Genomic DNA, 16,153 nt, shown 5'->3' on the forward strand with positions numbered 1-16,153 from the left:
CCGAAGCGCTAGCCGAAGCTGGCGTAGAGGCTGCGACCATGCCGCTTCAGCCAGCGATCGGCCTCGGCGATATCGCCTTCGAACAGCCTTGCGAGCAGGGCATGGAAGGCGGGCGAGTGGTCGAAATGCACGAGATGCGCGACCTCGTGCGCGACGACGGACCTCCGCACGAAGTCGGGCGCCTGGACCAGCCGCCAGTTGATCCGCACCGTCCCGCTGGTCGAGCAGCTTCCCCAGCGGCGCTGCGCTCGGCTGAGCGCGATCTTCGGTGCCGCCACGGCGGCAAGGTCGCAATAATGAGTGAGGTCGGCGGCAAACAGCGCGAGCGCTTGCTCTTCCAGCCAGCGCTGGATGCGCTTCGCCAGCGTATCCTCCGGTCCGCCCAGCGTCAGCCGGTCTTCGTCCAGTCGCACCCTGCGGGGCGTGCCCTCCCGCCAGTCGATGGCGAGCTCGGTTCCGCGAAAGCGCATGGTGCCGCCCGCGCCCGGCGGCTCGTATTGCGGCACTTTGGCAAGCTGCGTCTCCAGCCATGCGGAACGCAGCTTCGCGAAGGCCAGCGCTTCCGCTGTGCGAGCCCATGCGGGGACGGTCAGTCGGACCTCGCTACCGTCGGGGGACAGCCGCAATGTCAGCCGCCGCGCGCGCCGATCCCGGCGGATGGCCACCGGCACGTCGCGGCCGGCAAGGTGGAGGCTCGGCGTTTCGGAAGATGCGCGCAGCCAGTCGATCACGCGCTTTCCTCCGTGTCCTCATCCCACTTGTCGGCTGCGTCCCAGTCCACGATGTGGTGCTCGATCGGTCCGGCATCGACCTCGCTGATGACGCGTCCTGCGGCCGAAACGCCCGCCTTCGCGGCAGCGTCGGGGTCGCCGGTCAGCAAGGGATGCCAGTCGGGAATGGGCTTGCCTTCGTACCGGCGGCGATAGGCGCAACTCGGGGGCAGCCACACAGCTTCGGGCACGATGCGCAGGGTCAGGCGCACGCAATCGGGCACCTTTGCCTTGCGGTTGCGATAGTCGCTGCATTTCGCCGTGCTGGTGTCCAGCAGGCGGCAGGCGACGTTGGTATCCTCGATCTCGCCGGTGTCGGCATCCTCGATCTTATGCAGGCAGCAGCGCCCGCAGCCATCGCACAACGCTTCCCATTCGGCGCGAGAGAGCTCTTCGAGCGGCAGCTCCCAGAAATCGGGCCTCAGCTCACCCATCGCCGGATGTCCTGCGCCATGGCTTCCGGCCCCAGGTCGACCGGCAGAGCCACCAGCGGCTCGCCCTTGGGCCCCATCAGGTAGACGAGATTGGAATGTCCCATCAGGTAACCGCCACCGGGCATTTCCTCACCCTTGGAATAGGATACGGCGAAGGCATCTGCCGCGACCTTGACCTGTTCGGGCGTGCCGGTCAGGCCGATCATGTCGTCGGAAAAGGCGTTGGTGAACTCGCCCACCTTAGGCGGCGTATCGCGTTCGGGATCGATGGTGATGAAGATGGGCTGGATCTTCGCCGCGAGCGCCGGAGCGTCCTTCTCCACCAGCCCGAGAGCCTGCGCCATCTTCTGCACGTCGACCGGGCAGACGTCGGGGCAGAAGGTATAGCCGAAATAGACCATGCGGTATTCACCGTCGAAGTCCGACCAGCGCACGGTCTTGCCCGTCGAATCGACCAGTTCGAACGGACCGCCGATGGTCGATCCTTCCAGCACCACGCCCTGCGTATCCGCGCGGTCCAGCGGCGCAGCGTCACCGCCGTCCGCGCCTCCTCCGCAGGCGGCAAGCAGGGTCAGGGGGGCAAGAAGGGCGAAAGCTTTGGCGCGCATGGTCATGGCATCGCGGTTCATGCTCTGCTAACGCCTCAGCGGCAAGGGGTGCCTGCGGGCATTCCGCAACAAAACAGGAGATTGGGACGTGGCAATGGGGCGGCACCCGGCAAGGGTTTTCGCAGGTTTCGCAGCAGCAGCACTGGCGCTCGGCGCCGGGCCGGCAATGGCGCAGGCGAGCGAAGGCTATGAGTTTCTCAAGGCCGTCAAGGAAAAGGACGGCGAGGTCGTCACGGCAGCCCTGCAGAAACCCGGTTCGACCATCGTCAACACGCGCGACATCGCCGATGGGCATAGCGCGCTGCATATCGTGGTCGAGCGGCGCGACCTCATGTGGACCAAGTTCCTGCTGCAATACGGCGCCAATGCCAACGTTCGCGACAACAAGGGCGTATCCCCGCTGGTGCTCGCTGCGCGGCTCGGCTTCATTGAGGGCGTAGAGGCGCTCGTGAAAGGCGGCGCACGCGTGGACGAGGCGAATTCGACCGGCGAGACTCCGCTTATTGCCGCGGTCCACAATCGCAATGCCGAACTGGTCCGCGTGCTGCTGGATTCCGGCGCCAACCCCGACCGGGCCGACAGCTCTGGCCGCACCGCACGCGATTACGCGCGCCTCGATGGCGAACGCAGCCGCATGATGCTGGAGATCGAGAAAGCGGAAGCAAAGGAAGAACAGCAAGCCGAAGGCCAGGGCATCGATTTTTCCAAATACGGCCCGAGCATCCGCTGAACATGGCTGACCCGGCGATACCCGATCCCGCCCAGGCGACGCTCGACGAGCTTCGCCTGATGCTTGCGCCGCTGGTGGCCGAGAACGCCGTTTTCGACGGATGGAGCGAGACCGCGCTGACCGCCGCTGCCGACAGCCTGAAGGTCGATCCCGACGTGGCCCGGCTGGCCTTCACGAGCGAGGGGCAGTCCAGCCTGCCGATGGCCATGCTCGATGCGTGGATTGCCTCTGTCGACGCCGTGATGGGTGTGGCGCTGCCGCCCGAACAACTCGCCACGATGAAGATCCGGGAACGTATCCGCGCACTTGTCCAGTTCCGGCTCGATGCCGTGGCAGGGCTGGAAGAAGCCGTGCGGCGCGGCCTCGCGATCATGGCCATGCCGCAGAACGCGCCGCGCGCCGCGAAGATCGGCTGGCGCAGCGCCGATGCGATGTGGCGGCTCGCCGGCGACACGGCGACCGATTACAACCACTACACCAAGCGCGCGATCCTTGCCGCGATCTATGCCGCAACCCTGACCTCGTGGCTGGAAGACGAGAGCGAAGGCAAGGCTGACACACGCGCCTTCCTCGAACGGCGGATCGACGGCGTGATGCGCTTCGAGAAGGTCAAGGCCCAGATCCTGCGCCCTGACGCGGAACACTTCAGCATGGCCCGCTTCCTCGGCCGCCTCCGCTACCCGGCCCGCTGATTGCGCTATTGATAATCGGTTGCAATTAGCGGCTCCGCACCTTAGCGAGCCAGCCATGACGCTCGACATGATTCCCCTGGCGCAGCGCGTGCGGATTACTGCCGTGGACTGGTCGCAGCTTGCCGATGGCGAGGCGCGGCGGTTGCGGGCGCTGGGGATCGATGCGGGTGCGCGTGTCGCGGTGGCGCATCGCGGGGTGTTCGGCACGGCTGACCCGATTGCGATCATGGTCGGCCGCATGACCATCGCGCTGCGCCGCGTCCATGCCGCCGCGATGGAGGTCGAGCCGCTATGACCCGTCAGCGCACCGCCGCGCTGGTCGGCAATCCCAATGCCGGCAAGAGCGCGCTGTTCAACGCGCTGACCGGCGCGCGGCAGAAGATCGCCAATTATCCCGGCGTCACGGTGGAGCGGAAGGCCGGGCGCCTCATGCTCCCTTCGGGTGAGCCGGTCGAACTGATCGATCTGCCGGGCAGCTATTCCTTCGACGCGACTAGCCCGGACGAAGAAGTGACCCGTAAGGTGGTGATGGGCGAGTTCGCGGGCGAGGCACAGCCCGACGTGCTGGTCATCGTCCTCGATGCCGCGAATCTCGAACAGCATCTCGTCTTCGCGCAGGAAGTCATCGAGCTTGGCATACCGACCATCGCCGCGCTCAACATGGTGGATCTGGCAGAGAGGGACGGGCTGGTGCTCGACCCCGAAGCGCTGTCCAGTTCGCTCGGCATCCCGGTCGTCTCTACCGTTGCGGTTCGCCGCCGCGGGCTGGAAGAACTCTCCGCCGCGATCGACACGGCAGAGCGCGAACATGACGCCCATCCCGAAGCCGAACCGCGCCCGCATCTGACGCTTCCCGAGCGGCGCCTTGCAGCAAGCAATATCGCCAAGGCGGCAATCCTGTCGGAAAGCACGGAGCGGCGGCTGCACCATCGGCTCGACAGGCTCCTGCTGCACCCGTGGCTCGGCCCGCCGATCCTGTTCGCGCTGCTGTTCGTGATCTTCCAAGCGGTGTTCGCCTGGGCGACGCCCTTCGCGGACGGGTTGGAGGCGATTGTCGCCGCCATCTCCGGCTGGGTCAGCGCAACCTTCGCGCAGAACTTCGTGCGCGATCTGGTGACGGAAGGCGTGCTGGCAGGCGTCGGCTCGGTCGTCGTGTTCCTGCCGCAGATCGTCATCCTGTTCGCCTTCATCCTCGTCATGGAAGCCACCGGCTACATGGCACGCGCGGCCTTCGTAATGGACCGCCTGATGGCAAGCGTCGGCCTCTCAGGCCGCAGTTTCATTCCGCTGCTGTCGAGTTTCGCCTGCGCCATTCCCGGCATCATGGCCACGCGCAGCATCGCGGACCCGAAAGACCGGCTGACCACGATCCTGATCGCGCCACTGATGACCTGTTCCGCGCGGCTGCCGGTTTATCTCGTCATCATTGCCGCCGTGATACCTGAACGGTCGATCGCACCCTTCGTCGGGCTGCAAGGGCTGGTGATGTTCCTGCTGTATCTGGCGGGAATCGTCGGAGCGGTCGTGGTCGCGCTGGTGCTGCGCCGCACGGTCACGGCGGGCCGGGCCAGCGGCTTCATCATGGAACTTCCGCGCTACCAACTGCCGCGTATCAGCGATCTGCTGATTGGCCTGTGGCAGCGAGCCTGGGTCTTCCTGCGCCGGGCGGGTACGATCATTTTCGCCGCCACCGTGGTGCTGTGGTTGTTGCTGAGCTTCCCGAAGGCGGAGATCGGCGAAAGCCAGCTCGACGCGAGCTTTGCCGGACAGATTTCCGCCGCGGTTCATCCGGCGTTCGAGCCGATCGGCTTCAACCAGGAAATGACGCTCGCGCTGGTCCCTGCGATGGCCGCGCGCGAAGTGGCCGTCGCATCGCTGGCGACGACCTATGCCGTCGATTCGGAAGACGAAGAACAGACCGAAGAGGCCCTGCGCGCCCAGATCGCCGCGCGCTGGAGCCTACCGACCGCGCTGGCCTTCCTTGCATGGTTCGTCTTCGCCCCCCAGTGCATCTCCACCATCGCCGTCGCGCGGCGCGAAACGAATGGGTGGAAATGGCCCATGTTCATGGTGGGGTACCTGTTCGCGCTTGCTTACGTTTTTGCGGGCCTGACGTTCTGGCTCGCGACCTCGCTGGGCCTTTAGCTACCTATCCGGCAAAACCTGAAATCGGGTGTTGCGAAGCAGACCGGCGGGAGCCTACCTGTTTGCCGGAATCACCTAATAGGGCGCTGCGGCGCTGGGATTGTAGCGAAGGAAGCGAAATGGCCGGGTCTCTCAACAAAGTCATGCTGATTGGCAATCTGGGTGCCGATCCGGAGATCAAGAGCTTCCAGAACGGCGGCAAGGTCGCCAACCTGCGCATCGCCACCAGCGAAACCTGGAAGGATCGCAACACCGGCGAACGTCAGGAACGCACCGAGTGGCACACGGTCGCGATCTTCTCCGAAGGTCTCGTCAGCGTCGTCGAGAACTACCTGCGCAAGGGCAGCAAGGTCTTCGTCGAAGGCAAGTTGCAAACGCGCAAGTGGCAGGACCAGCAAGGCAACGACCGCTACTCCACCGAAGTGGTGCTGCGGGGCTTCGACGGCACGCTCACCATGCTTGACGGGCGCGGTGAAGGCGGCGGCGGTGGTGGTGGCGGCCAGCGCGGCGGCGGCGGCGGTGGTGGCTGGAGCCAGGGCGGTGGCTCGTCCGGCGGCGGCTATGGCGGCGGCGGCGGCAACGGTGGCGGCGGCTCGCCGAGCGGCGGTGGCGGCTCCAACTACGACGATCTCGACGACGATATTCCGTTCTGATTTCGCGCTGTCAGGCCTATAGGTCCGACACCACAAAATTGACCGAATGCCAGAGGGTTCGGCCTTTCGCGAGGCAGGCCACGCGATGCAATTCGCCTTCGCGGAAGAAAATTTCGCAATCGCCTCTTGCCTGCTCGACCGTGCCAGATCTCGTCCGCAAACTCGTGACCGTCAGCGCGTTGCCGTACATGGTGCCGGTCAGGCGCAGGCTCGGACCCCAACTGCGGCGGCCGAACTCGAACACGTCCTCCGAGCCATTGGTCGTCCGCTCGAAGGTATTGCACTCCGTCAGCACGGTTGCCGTTTCCTTCGCGCGTTCGACTAGCGCCGGGTTGTACTGGCACCGGCCCTCGACCGGACTCACCGGTCCCTGCGACAGGATGGCAAAGGCGAGGGCAGTGAACATGGCCGACACTCCGAATGGGAGCGGGCATCACACCCCTTGCCGCTTGAACGTCCGCTGAGCGAATACGGTTAACCGTCGTTCGATCGAAATGCAGCCAGCGCCTCCGCAAGCGGGCCGTTCGGGGCGTCGTCCGAGCCGAGAGCCTTTTCCTTGCGGACACGATCCGCATTGGGTCCCTCGGCGTAGGGATCGATCGCCAGCGCGAGCGACTGCGCCACGGCTTCGCCCAGATCGAAGCGATCGCCGGTGAAGGGAATTTCGTCGAGTTCGTCGGCGTCCAGTTCGATTTCTTCGTCAGGCGTGGCCTCGACCTCGCCGTCGCGGACGAAAATAAGTTCCAGTTTCTCGTCGATGGAAACCGGGAAGTCCTCGCCCGAAACCGCGCAGGATTGCACGATCGCTGCGCGCAGCGGCCCGGAGCCGCGGACGGCTGCGCCATCCTTGTGCAGGGCGATCTCCGCCACCAGCGATTCGATGGAAACGATCCCGAACCGCTCGGCCAGCGCTTCGCGCTCGGCTTTTGAGGCTTCGACCACGAAGGGCTTGGCATCGATATATCGCGCGTCGACCATGCGGCTGAGTTCTGCGGGCTGCTCGGTCATCGCGCGATTTCTCCGTTCAGCAGCGCCTCGCGCGGTGTCGCAGCGAGGTCACGCGATAGCTTTGCAAGGCCTGCTCCCAATGCTGCGGGTTCGGCATCGTCCAGCAGCGCGATATTGCGCGCCGCAGCCTCCGTCAGTTGCGCCTCGTCTCCGCTCGCGATGGCTTCGCGATAGGCACCCATGCGCCCGCCGAGCGAACTCATCAGCTTGCCGACGTGCTTGCCCACGACGACATCGTTGATGCCGAATTCGCGTAGCTGGCCGTCCATGTCCTCCACGAAGAGTTCTGTCAGCCAGGCGATCTCGCCGCCCATGTCCCCTTCGTGCTCCATCCGCACCACGGTGAGCGCGAGGACGGCGGTAATCATGTCGAAGCGCCCGCCGACCGTGTCGGCCGCGCCGCGCTTTGCGTACCAGTCCTCCTCTCGGCCGATCTCGACGACGCGCAGCCAAAGTGGACGCATTGCCTCGCGCGGGTCGGGCTTGCGGGAGAAGATGCGGTCGAGGAAGGACATGAGTCGAAGGGTCCGGTGCGGCACTATTCAGAATTGGTTCAATGCGCGCTGGCCACGCGGCATTGCGCAGGCCAAGGCGCTCGCCTAAGGCCGACAGCGATATAGCGAGCGGTTCGCGCAGCGCCAATGGTGCGGCGCAAAATGGGCTCGACGAAAGAACGAAGGATTTGACGATGGCGGTGACCCGCAAGGCAATCGGACAGGCGGCATTGGTCGTGGCGCTCGCGGCGACGGCAGCCGGCTGCTCCTCCATTCGCGGACATCGCGGCTACATCGTCGACGAAACGCTGGTCAGCGCGGTGCAGCCGGGCATCGACAACCGCCAGTCGGTCGAAGCCACGCTGGGTCGCCCGACCTTCACCAGCGAATTCGGTGAACCGACCTACTACTACGTTTCCAGCACGACTCAGCAGCGGCCGTTCGGCAGCCCGCGTATTTCCCAGCACATGGTGCTGGCGGTGCAGTTCGACGCGGCAGGCAATGTCGTGTCGGTCGATCGCAGCGGAATGGACCAGGTCGCGCAGATTTCTCCCGACGGAGACGAGACGCCGACGCTGGGCAAGAGCCGCAGCTTCCTGGAGGATCTGTTCGGCAATATCGGGCAGGTCGGCGCTCCGGGCACGGGCGGCGGACAGCCGGGCGCACCGGGCACCTGATTCCCGCGCTTTCTTGACCCTGCCGACGCGGACCCCATATCGCCGGCATGGACGGACAATCTGACAGCCACGGCATGATCCGCTGGCACGGCACCACCATCATCGGCGTGAAGCGCGACGGCAAGACCGTCGTGGCTGGCGATGGCCAAGTCTCCATGGGCAACACAGTGATGAAGCCCAATGCGCGCAAGGTGCGCCGGATCGGCAAGGACGGCAGCGTGGTCGCCGGTTTTGCCGGGGCCACCGCCGACGCCTTCACCCTGTTCGAACGGCTCGAGAAGAAGCTGGAAGCGCATAGCGGTCAATTGCTGCGCGCGGCGGTCGAACTCGCCAAGGACTGGCGGACCGACAAGTATCTTCGCAACCTCGAAGCACTGATGATCGTCGCCGACGCCGAAACTCTGCTGGTGCTTACCGGCAATGGCGACGTGCTGGAGCCGGAAGGCGGCATCGCCGCGATCGGATCCGGTGGCAACTATGCCCTCGCCGCGGCACGGGCGCTGTCAGATTACGAAGACGACGCGGAAAAGATCGCGCGGCGCGCCATGGCCGTCGCCGCGGAAGTCTGCGTCTTCACCAATGACAACGTTACGCTCGAAACGGTCTGAACCTTACATGGAAAAGCTGACACCCAAGGCGATCGTCGCCGCTCTGGACGAACACATCATCGGCCAGAAGGATGCCAAGCGCGCGGTCGCCGTGGCGCTGCGCAATCGCTGGCGTCGCCAGCAGCTCGGCCCCGAGCTTCGCGACGAGGTAACGCCCAAGAACATCCTCATGATCGGCCCCACGGGCTGCGGCAAGACGGAGATCAGCCGCCGCCTCGCCAAGCTGGCCGAAGCGCCGTTCGTGAAGATCGAGGCGACCAAGTTCACCGAGGTCGGCTATGTCGGCCGCGACGTCGAACAGATCGCGCGCGACCTCGTGGAAGAGGCCATCCGTCTGGAAAAGGACCGCCGGCGCGAGGCTGTGCGCGAAGCCGCCAGCAAGGCCGCGATGGAGAGGCTTCTCGATGCGCTCGTGGGCGATAACGCCAGCGAAGCCACGCGCGAGGCTTTCCGCCAGCGCATCGTCGACAATTCCATGAATGACACCGAGGTCGAGATCGAGGTGGAGGATGCGCCCGCCATGCCCTTCGATATGGGCAACATGGGCGGCAACGTCGGAATGATCGACCTGTCCGACGTCATGGGCAAGGCGTTCGGTCGCAAATCGGCCAAGCGGCGCAAGATGAAGGTGCCCGACGCGTGGGACAAGCTGGTGGACGAGGAAGCCGAAAAGCGCCTCGACCAGGACGATGTCGCGCGCGTGGCGCTGGCGAATGCGGAAACCAACGGTATCGTCTTCCTCGATGAAATCGACAAGATCGCGGTCAGCGACGTCCGCGGCGGTTCGGTCAGCCGCGAAGGCGTGCAGCGCGATCTGCTGCCGCTGATCGAAGGCACCACCGTCAGCACCAAATACGGGCCGATGAAGACCGACCACGTATTGTTCATTGCCAGCGGTGCGTTCCACGTCTCCAAGCCGAGCGACATGTTGCCCGAACTACAGGGTCGCCTGCCGATCCGCGTCGAGCTTCGCGCACTGACGGAAGAAGACTTCGTCCGCATCCTGTCGGAAACTCGCGCCAATTTGGTCGCGCAGTACAAGGCGCTGCTTGGCACGGAGGACGTGACCGTGGACATCTCCGAGGATGCGGTGGCCGAAGTCGCCCGAATCGCGGCGCAGGTGAACGAGAGCGTCGAGAACATCGGCGCCCGCCGTTTGCAGACGATCATGGAAAAGCTGCTCGAGGAACTGAGCTTCGAGGCCGAAGACCTGAAGGGCCAGACGATCACGATCGACGCGGCCTACGTGAAGGAACGCCTCACCGATCTGGCGCAGAACGCGGACCTTTCGAAATACATTCTGTAGGCGGTTGGTCGAACGGTGTCGGCCGTTCGTCCCGCCCGTAGAGCGAATTTCGCGGTTCAGAGGCCGCAGGTGGCCTTACGCGCGCGGTTGTGCTGCTATCCCTCCACATCCAATCCTTGGGGGGACTGACCATGAAATCCGCACTTCTCGCCGCTGGCGCCTCGCTTCTCGCGCTCGCCGCCATTCCCGCTCAGGCGCAGGACGCTGAGGCGCGAGCCGAAGCCGCCGCGCCGGACCTTTCGGCGCCCGCGCTCGAATTCACCGAGTGGACGCTCGACAACGGGCTGCGCGTCATTGCCATGCCCGACGACACCACCGGCATGGTCTACACATCGATGTGGTACGACGTCGGATCGAAGAACGACCCGGAAGGCCGTTCCGGCTTCGCGCACCTGTTCGAACATATTCTCAGCCGAAAGACCGAGAACATGCCGTACAATCTCATCTATTCGCTGACCGCCGATGTCGGCGGTACGCGCAATGCCTCGACCGGCGATGATCGCACCAATTACTACGAACTGGTTCCGGCCGAATATCTCGAGCAGATGCTCTGGACCCACAAGGAGCGCATGGCGCTGCCGGTGGTGGACGAGCAGGTATTCGAAAGCGAACGCGGCGTCGTGAAGGAGGAATTCCGAACCCGTGTCGCGTCGCAGCCCTATGGACCGCTGATCCGGCTGGTTATGAGCGAGAACGGCTATGACAATTCGCCCATGCGCCGCTCCACCATCGGCAGCATCGAACAGCTCGACGCCGCCAAGCTGGGCGACGCTCTGGCCTTTCACGAGGCCTATTACGGACCCGACACCGCCACGCTGATCGTCGCGGGCAATTTCAAGACCGACGATCTGCGCGCACTGGTCGACACATATTTCTCCGACATCCCGCGCCGGGCCAATCCGCTTCCGACCAAGGTCGAGCAGGAAAAGCAGGATCGCACCGCTCCGCGACTGGTCGAAGCGACCAATCCCAACGTGCCGATGCCCGTCGTCGGATCTCTGTGGGAAGTGCCGTCCGCAAACCACCCCGACTATGCCGCGCTCAACCTGCTCGATTCGATCCTCGGTTCTGGTCAGAGCAACCGGTTGCAGGACGCGCTCGTTCGTTCGGGCAAGGCGGTCGACAAGTTCCAGCGCTTCGACGCGAGCGAGGATGGCGGCAACTTCGCGACCCTGGCCTTCGTCAGCCCGGCCGCTGACCTGGCCGAAGTCGAAGCGATCATCGCAGCTGAGATTGCCCGCGTCCGTACGGACGGCGTGACCCAGGCCGAGCTGACTGAAGCGAAGAACGAAATCTTCGCCAGCCGTCTCAGTTCGCGCCAGACCGCTTCGGGACGTGCGTCGGAACTTGGCGAGGCGATGATGCAGTCAGGCGGCGATCCCTATGCCGCCGACAAGAAGCTGGCGGCGATGACGAACGTCACGGTGGCCGATGTGCAGCGCGTCGCGCGGACCTGGCTCGATCCGAATAAGCGCGTCGACATCCGCTACACAAGCGGCCCCGCCGACCCGGCCCAGTACAAGAACCCCGCACCGATGCCGGAACTCGTCACTCCGCCGCCCGCAAGCAAGCCGCCGCTTGCAGTCCTGGCGGAAGGTGAGCGCGAGGCCATTCCCGGCCCCGGCACTGCGCCCGAAGTCGCCGCGCCTGAAATCGCGGTAACCCGGCTTGCCAATGGCGCGGACGTGGTCGCGGCAAGGACCGGCAATCTGCCCATGGCCCTGATCACCGCCGTGCTCCCCGGCGGCACGATCATCGACAAGCGCGAGACGGCCGGACTTTCGGCCATGGCCGCCAGCCTCGCAGAGCAGGGTACGTCGCGCATGGATGCGGCGACTCTCGCAGCGGCCTTCGAATCGCTCGGCGCGAACTTCAGTGTCTCTCCGGGAGACGAAGGTGCCTTCATAACTGTCTATGCTCCCACCGCGACGATCGAACAGGCCGGTGCGCTGATGGTGGAGGTGCTGCGCGACGCTGCCTATCCGGCCGATCAGGTCGAGATCCAGAAGGCCCGCACGCTCCGGAACATCACGTCCCTGCGCTCCAACCCCGGCGCGCTGGCGGGCATCGTGTCGCCGCCGATCCTTTACGGTGACGCGCCCTACGGCAACGGCGGTTCGGAAGCGAGCATCGCTGCCATCACGCCTGACGCCCTGCGCGCGTATCGCGAAAAGTGGTGGCGTCCCGACACGATGAAGCTGATCGTCAGTGGCGGACTGGACACGGACGAATCGATCGCCCTCGTCAATCGCCTGTTCGGCGGCTGGCAGGCGAGCGGGCCAGCACCCGAATTGCCGAGCGAGCGTGCCGGCCCGGCCCGTGCGCCGCGCACCGTTGTGGTCGATCTGCCGGAAGCGGGGCAGGCCGCCGTCACCGTGGCAGTGCGCGCCCCTTCGCGCAGCAGTGCGGATTATTTCCCGCTCTCCATCGGCAACGCGATTCTCGGCGGCGGGTCGAGCGGACGGCTGTTCGAGGAAATTCGCACCAAGCGTTCGCTCAGCTACGGCGCATACTCCGGTCAGCCGGGCCGGGTGGACGAGGCGTTTCTCACCGCCAGCAGCCAGACCGACAACCAGACCGCGGACGAGGTTGCCGCAATTCTGCTGGCTGAACTCGACCGGCTGGGCACGGACGATTTGCCGCAGACGCTGGTCGACACCCGCCGGCAATTCCTGCTCGGCAGCAACGAGCGCCAGATGGAAACCGCGGCAGGGTTCAATACGGTCGTTGCAGGCCTGATCCAGAACGGCCTGCCGCCGCAGGATGCCGCGCGCTATGCCGAGCAGCTCGGCGCAGTCACGCCGGAGCAAGTGAAGTCGGTCGCCCAGAAATACGTCACCGCCGATCGCGCGACGCTGATCATCGTCGGGGATTCGAAATTCTTCCTCGACGATCTGCGCAAGATCCGCCCCGATGTGACGGTGGTGAATGCCGCCGATCTCGACCTTGCCGATCCGCTCGGCGAACTGACCGAATAAGCTGCGACGCAGGCTGCCGGGTTTCTACTCGGCAGCCTCGTCCATTTCGCCTTCGGCCAACTGGCGGGACCACATTTCGGCGTAGAGGCCGTCGCGGCGGAGCAGGTCGGCATGGTTGCCCTGTTCCGCCAGCCTCCCCTGATCGAGCACGATAATGGAATCTGCGTCGGCAATGGTCGAAAGGCGGTGCGCGATGGCGATGGTCGTGCGCTCCGCACTGATGCGGCGCAGCGTGGCGAGAATCGACTGCTCGGTCCGCGTGTCGAGCGCGCTGGTCGCCTCGTCCAGCAGCAGGATAGGCGGGTTCTTCAGCAGCGTGCGCGCGATGGCGACGCGCTGCTTCTCTCCGCCCGACAGCTTGAGACCGCGTTCGCCAACCTCGGTGTCGAAATGCTGCGGCAACTGTCGCACGAACGGCGCGATGGCGGCATCGCGGGCAGCGCGCTCGATGTCCTCTTTCGTCGCGCCTTCGCGGCCATAGCCGATATTGTACCCGATGGTGTCGTTGAACAGCACGCTGTCCTGCGGAACGATGCCGATCTGCGCGCGAAGGCTCGCCTGCGTCACTTGCGCAATATCCTGTCCGCTGATCAAAATGCGGCCCGCCGAGGGGTCGTAGAAGCGGAACAGCAATCGCCCGATCGTCGACTTGCCGGCGCCCGATGGCCCGACGATGGCCACGCTGTCGCCTGCCGGAACCTCGAAGCTCAGATCGTGCAGGATGGTGCGGTCGCTCTCGTATCCGAAAGTGACGTTTTCGAACGCGACGGTCGGCTGGCGCACGATCAGGGCCGGAGCGCCGGGCGCGTCGCTCACCTCGACCTCGGTATCGATCAGGCGGAACATTTCGGCCATGTCGATCAGCCCCTGCCGGATCGTGCGATAGACCCAGCCGAGCATGTCGAGCGGGCGGAACAGCTGGATCAGATAGGTGTTCACCAGCACCAGATCGCCCACGGTCAGGCGCCCCTGGCTCCAGCCCCAGACGGTAAAGGCCATCGCGCCCGCCATCAGCAGATTGGTGATCAGGGCCTGCACGATGTTCAGCAGGCCGAGCGAGTTTTCCGACTTGATAGCCGCGGCGGCATAGGCGCGGGTGGCACGGCCATAGCGATCCTCCTCCCGCCGTTCCGCGCCGAAATATTTGACCGTCTCGTAATTCAGCAGCGAATCGACCGCGCGCGCCAGCGCCGTGCCATCGAGATCGTTCATCTGCGCCCGCAGTTTCGTGCGCCACTCCGTGATCCAGCGAGTGACGGCGATATAGCTGACCACCGTCACGGCGGTCGCCGCGAGCAGTTCGATGCCGAACATGGTGTAGAAAATCGTGCCGACCACGATCAGTTCGATGATCGTCGGCGCGATGTTGAAGAGCAGGAAATAGAGCATCGAATTGATGCTCTTCGTCCCGCGCTCGATCACCTTGGTGACCTCGCCAGTGCGGCGGGAGAGGTGGAAGCGGAGCGAGAGGCGGTGAAGCCGGGCGAAAACGTCCTGCGCCAGATGCTGGATCGCGTCCTGCCCGACCTTTTCGAAGGCGATGTTGCGGATATTGTCGAACATCACCCCGGCGAACCGCCCGCCGGCATAGGCGATCACCAGCGCGGCGGGCAGGGCAAGCACGGCGACGTCGCCTCCCTCCGCGCTCATCGCGTCGACGGCCTTCTTGTACGCGAAGGGGATGGTCAGCACGATTGCCTTCGCCACCAGCACCAGGAACAGCGCGACGGCTATGCGCCAGCGCAGGTCGGGGCGGTCCTTCGGCCAGAGATACGGCAGGAATCGCCGCACGGTCGTCCATCCCGCTTCAGCAGGGAGGCTCTTGGTGGTGACATTATCGGGCGGCATCGCGCTGCCATGTGGGCTGCGCAAAGGCGCAGCGCAATGGCGCGGCCGATTCGCGGAGCGCGGGCGCGCCTAGAGGCGGCTGGCGTCTCCTGGAAACTGAGCCGTGCCTTGCCGCAGCTTGCCATTCGGCAGATCGAACAGGATTCGCCGCTTGTCGAAGTCGATCGCGACCCGGTCGAACAGGCGCAAATGGTCCATGCCCAGCGTCAACGCGGGTTTGTCCGCAAGGCCGAGAGCGGCGAAGGCCGGGGCATCGGCATAAGTGATCGGGATGTTCGACAGGTCCAAATCCTGGATCTTGACCGATTTGGCGACCGTGAGGTTTCCCGCGATCTGCATCCCGTGGACATCGGTGGACGTAACCTCGTAGCTCTGCCGCGCGCGAATCTTTCTGCGCAGGGCGAGATTGCCCATGCTGCCCTGCGCGCCGGTATCGATGATCACTGCCGCGCGCACGCCGTCGATCACGGCGTTGGTAATGATCAACTGGCCCAGCTTGCCGCGTGCCTTCACCACGATCTCGTACCCGCGCAGGCTTGGCGACGTATCGGCATCGGCGACCTGCATCTCGCCTTCTCTAAAATCGATGAGCACCCGCAGGCCCTGCAGGCTGTCGAGGCCGACGATCCCGTCCGCGCCGACATTATGGGCATCGAGCACCGGAGCGGTCAGGCCGTCGAACACTCGGGTGCCGACACGCATGTCGTCGAGTTCGACGAGGTCGGCCCATTCGCTGCTCGCCATGCCGACGACGATCGCCCGACCGCCGCTCGGCAGATCCAGCCTTTCGGTCACGCGCTGGGTGACGACGGTGGATTGCGACCCGGTGTCGATCATGAAGCGGAACGGGCCTTCACCGCCGATGGTCACCGGCACCGTCATCCTTTCGTGCCGGTCGCGGTCGATGCCGAGAGTTTCGGTCGCGTCGCCGGGTGCCGGATCGACGTCGGTCAATGCCAGTGTGGCGGTGCCGGTCGCCGGGGCGCCCGCGGCGAGGGCCAGCGGCAAAAGCCAGTCTGCAAAAATCGCTTGTCTCCCATGCCGTCCGGTCGCCCTGCGGCGCCGGCCAGTCCCTGGGCGACTTATACCACGGCAGGGCGGCGCATCCTAACGCTCACGCAGCGGCGGGCGGCGCACTGCGGCGGCGCAGGACGAGGTCGAGGATCTCTGCGATTCGTTCGCGCGCGACGATCTGGATGGCG

18 protein-coding genes (1 of these 18 only partly in view) are annotated in these 16,153 nt (G+C 65.2%); 9 read left to right on the plus strand and 9 right to left on the minus strand.

What is annotated here, in order from left to right:
- Positions 1-8 precede the first annotated feature (8 nt).
- Genes ACXYN8_RS01575 through ACXYN8_RS01585 form a run of 3 tightly spaced genes read right to left on the minus strand, consistent with a single transcriptional unit; the run spans position 9 to position 1,833 of the window.
- Positions 9-731, minus strand: coding sequence for a M48 family metallopeptidase (locus ACXYN8_RS01575; protein ID WP_458887521.1), 723 nt, complete (start codon positions 729-731; stop codon positions 9-11).
- A complete protein-coding gene (locus ACXYN8_RS01580; protein WP_458887522.1) occupies positions 728-1,204 on the minus strand; it encodes a YcgN family cysteine cluster protein in 477 nt (158 codons plus the stop codon). The genes ACXYN8_RS01575 and ACXYN8_RS01580 overlap by 4 nt, the downstream gene beginning before the upstream one ends.
- Entirely contained in the window at positions 1,192-1,833 is a 642-nt protein-coding gene (locus ACXYN8_RS01585; protein WP_458887523.1) for an SCO family protein, read from the minus strand. Before ACXYN8_RS01585 ends, ACXYN8_RS01580 begins: the two co-directional genes overlap by 13 nt.
- A gap of 73 nt (positions 1,834-1,906) precedes the next feature.
- Here ACXYN8_RS01585 and ACXYN8_RS01590 point away from each other — a divergent pair, with 73 nt between their 5' ends.
- The 5 genes from ACXYN8_RS01590 (at position 1,907) to ssb (ending at position 6,032) form a co-directional block, all read left to right on the plus strand.
- Positions 1,907-2,542 carry an ankyrin repeat domain-containing protein gene (locus tag ACXYN8_RS01590; RefSeq protein WP_458888881.1) on the plus strand — a complete coding sequence of 212 codons (636 nt, stop codon included), beginning with the start codon at positions 1,907-1,909 and terminating at the stop codon, positions 2,540-2,542.
- Positions 2,543-2,544: 2 nt separating this feature from the next.
- Positions 2,545-3,234, plus strand: a complete 690-nt coding sequence (locus ACXYN8_RS01595; protein ID WP_458887524.1) for a COQ9 family protein — start codon at positions 2,545-2,547, stop codon at positions 3,232-3,234.
- A gap of 55 nt (positions 3,235-3,289) precedes the next feature.
- Entirely contained in the window at positions 3,290-3,529 is a 240-nt protein-coding gene (locus tag ACXYN8_RS01600) for a FeoA family protein (protein ID WP_458887525.1), read from the plus strand.
- Positions 3,526-5,379 carry a ferrous iron transporter B gene (gene feoB / locus ACXYN8_RS01605; protein WP_458887526.1) on the plus strand — a complete coding sequence of 618 codons (1,854 nt, stop codon included), beginning with the start codon at positions 3,526-3,528 and terminating at the stop codon, positions 5,377-5,379. Before ACXYN8_RS01600 ends, feoB begins: the two co-directional genes overlap by 4 nt.
- 119 nt (positions 5,380-5,498) lie before the next feature.
- Complete coding sequence (gene ssb, locus ACXYN8_RS01610; RefSeq protein ID WP_458887527.1) at positions 5,499-6,032, plus strand: single-stranded DNA-binding protein; 534 nt, start codon at positions 5,499-5,501, stop codon at positions 6,030-6,032.
- A 16-nt stretch (positions 6,033-6,048) separates the two neighbouring features.
- Here the strand turns inward: ssb and ACXYN8_RS01615 are convergent, their stop codons facing one another.
- The 3 genes from ACXYN8_RS01615 to ACXYN8_RS01625 form a co-directional block, all read right to left on the minus strand.
- On the minus strand, positions 6,049-6,438 hold the full coding sequence (locus ACXYN8_RS01615) for a hypothetical protein (protein ID WP_458887528.1): 390 nt from the start codon (positions 6,436-6,438) through the stop codon (positions 6,049-6,051).
- Positions 6,439-6,506: 68 nt separating this feature from the next.
- Complete coding sequence (locus ACXYN8_RS01620; protein ID WP_458887529.1) at positions 6,507-7,040, minus strand: DUF177 domain-containing protein; 534 nt, start codon at positions 7,038-7,040, stop codon at positions 6,507-6,509.
- The gene (locus tag ACXYN8_RS01625) at positions 7,037-7,555 is read right to left on the minus strand and encodes a ubiquinol-cytochrome C chaperone family protein (protein WP_458887530.1); all 519 of its coding nucleotides are present in this window, start codon (positions 7,553-7,555) and stop codon (positions 7,037-7,039) included. Before ACXYN8_RS01625 ends, ACXYN8_RS01620 begins: the two co-directional genes overlap by 4 nt.
- Positions 7,556-7,728: 173 nt before the next feature.
- On the opposite strand from ACXYN8_RS01625, the gene ACXYN8_RS01630 reads away from it, so the two are divergent.
- The 4 genes from ACXYN8_RS01630 (at position 7,729) to ACXYN8_RS01645 (ending at position 13,103) form a co-directional block, all read left to right on the plus strand.
- The gene (locus ACXYN8_RS01630) at positions 7,729-8,211 is read left to right on the plus strand and encodes an outer membrane protein assembly factor BamE (protein ID WP_458887531.1); all 483 of its coding nucleotides are present in this window, start codon (positions 7,729-7,731) and stop codon (positions 8,209-8,211) included.
- A 47-nt stretch (positions 8,212-8,258) separates the two neighbouring features.
- On the plus strand, positions 8,259-8,819 hold the full coding sequence (gene hslV / locus ACXYN8_RS01635) for an ATP-dependent protease subunit HslV (RefSeq protein ID WP_458887532.1): 561 nt from the start codon (positions 8,259-8,261) through the stop codon (positions 8,817-8,819).
- Positions 8,820-8,826: 7 nt separating this feature from the next.
- Positions 8,827-10,125, plus strand: a complete 1,299-nt coding sequence (gene hslU / locus ACXYN8_RS01640; RefSeq protein ID WP_458887533.1) for an ATP-dependent protease ATPase subunit HslU — start codon at positions 8,827-8,829, stop codon at positions 10,123-10,125.
- Positions 10,126-10,256: 131 nt separating this feature from the next.
- Positions 10,257-13,103: a M16 family metallopeptidase gene (locus ACXYN8_RS01645; protein ID WP_458887534.1), complete on the plus strand. Its 2,847-nt coding sequence runs from the start codon at positions 10,257-10,259 to the stop codon at positions 13,101-13,103.
- A gap of 24 nt (positions 13,104-13,127) precedes the next feature.
- Here ACXYN8_RS01645 and ACXYN8_RS01650 read toward each other — a convergent pair whose 3' ends face one another.
- The 3 genes from ACXYN8_RS01650 to ACXYN8_RS01660 form a co-directional block, all read right to left on the minus strand.
- Positions 13,128-14,951 (minus strand): ABCB family ABC transporter ATP-binding protein/permease, encoded by a 1,824-nt coding sequence (locus ACXYN8_RS01650; RefSeq protein ID WP_458888883.1) that lies wholly within the window; start codon positions 14,949-14,951, stop codon positions 13,128-13,130.
- A 69-nt stretch (positions 14,952-15,020) separates the two neighbouring features.
- Positions 15,021-15,959, minus strand: coding sequence for an aspartyl protease family protein (locus ACXYN8_RS01655; RefSeq protein ID WP_458887535.1), 939 nt, complete (start codon positions 15,957-15,959; stop codon positions 15,021-15,023).
- Positions 15,960-16,065: 106 nt separating this feature from the next.
- Positions 16,066-16,153: the 3' end of a lipopolysaccharide biosynthesis protein gene (locus ACXYN8_RS01660; RefSeq protein ID WP_458887537.1), read on the minus strand. The gene runs 1,418 nt beyond the window's last position; the window shows 88 of its 1,506 coding nt (coding positions 1,419-1,506); its start codon lies off the right edge, out of view; it ends in the stop codon at positions 16,066-16,068.

It is taken from the genome of Altererythrobacter sp. CAU 1778 (assembly GCF_054482795.1).